Genomic DNA, 1,430 nt, shown 5'->3' with positions numbered 1-1,430 from the left:
GCCCACACTGTACCGAAGGTCTGTGTGTGGTGGTTCACTCTAAACTAATACAGGAGCAATCTGCATAGCCCGGGTTAATTCAGCCGCCACTTCTGGACGAGAAAATTCTGGAGGTGGTAACTCACCACGACGCAACATTTCTCTCACCTTTGTTCCAGATAGGTGAACCCGCTCCTCTGGTCTGCTAGGACTAGTTTTAGTTGTCGCCATTTGTTTGGTGCGTGTGCAATAAAAAGCGTGTTCAAACTTCATTGGCACAATTCCCAACTCTTGGAGGGCAAACTCATCAAAAATATATTGAGCATCATAAGTGCCATAGTAGTCACCCACACCAGCATGATCACGTCCCACAATAAAATGTGTACAGCCGTAATTTTTTCTAACTAAAGCATGAAAAATTGCTTCCCTTGGTCCAGCATAACGCATCGCTGCCGGGTTAATAGCTAAAATGACTCTATCTAAAGGGTAATAGTGTTCTAGTAAAACTTCATAACAACGCATACGCACATCCGCCGCGATGTCGTCTTCTTTAGTAGCCCCTACCAAGGGATGTAAGAATAGACCATCTACAGTTTCCAAAGCGCACTTTTGAATATATTCATGGGCGCGGTGGATGGGGTTACGAGTTTGGAAACCAACAATTGTTTTCCAGCCTTTATTTCTAAACATTTCCCGTGAGGCAGCAGGATCAATTTGGTAGCTGGGAAAATCAGGATGAGGATCACGTTGTAATAACCAGATATCACCAGCTAAGTTAATAGAACCTTGGTTATATACTACCTGTACCCCAGGATGTTTAGCTTCATCAGTGCGATAAACATTGATAGCTTCCCGTTGTTTATCATAGTTATACTTTTCTGTGAGTTCTAGTACCCCAATAAACTCGCCTCTGGGGTTATCCAGACGCACTAAACCCCCTACTTGTAGAGGGGCTGCTACTTCCTCAGTTACAGACAGTGTAATGGGAATTGACCAAACAATACCGTTAGCTAAACGCATTTCTGTAACCACTCGGTTATAGTCTGCTTGGTTCATAAAACCTTTAAGAGGACTAAAACCACCAATGGCAATCATTTCCAAATCAGAAACTGCTCGCTCATCAAGTTCTACACGTGGCAAAAATTCAGCTTTGGAGAGAAATAATTCTCTTTGTGCTGGTGAAGCAACCCGGTTAATTAACTCTCCACCGTGGGGGGCAATAGCATCTGGATGGTAACTCAACTTAATTTTTCCCTAATTGTTGCGAACTATCTACTAAGTTATCAAATTCTTGGTACACATTGGTGAACCACCACACACTGACCTTCGGTACAGTGTGGGCTTCCCAATTCATCGGGAAGGGCCTCTAGAACTTTGTAGTTCTATTGGTCTGACATTCCCCCCAAGGGCAGAAGTCCTGATTCCCAAGACCCAAATCTTTCTCTTGTGAC

The 1,430-nt window shown here is 43.6% G+C and carries 1 protein-coding gene; it reads right to left on the bottom strand.

Annotated features, from left to right (window positions below; translation table 11 throughout):
• Positions 1-39: 39 nt before the first annotated feature.
• Entirely contained in the window at positions 40-1,221 is a 1,182-nt protein-coding gene (gene sat, locus CUN59_RS20945) for a sulfate adenylyltransferase (RefSeq protein ID WP_104389607.1), read from the bottom strand.
• Positions 1,222-1,430 lie beyond the last annotated feature (209 nt).

This window comes from Cuspidothrix issatschenkoi CHARLIE-1, assembly GCF_002934005.1.
GTDB lineage: Bacteria > Cyanobacteriota > Cyanobacteriia > Cyanobacteriales > Nostocaceae > Cuspidothrix > Cuspidothrix issatschenkoi.
The sequence above is the reverse complement of the archived record's forward strand: the minus strand, read 5'-3'. Positions and strand labels throughout refer to the sequence as shown.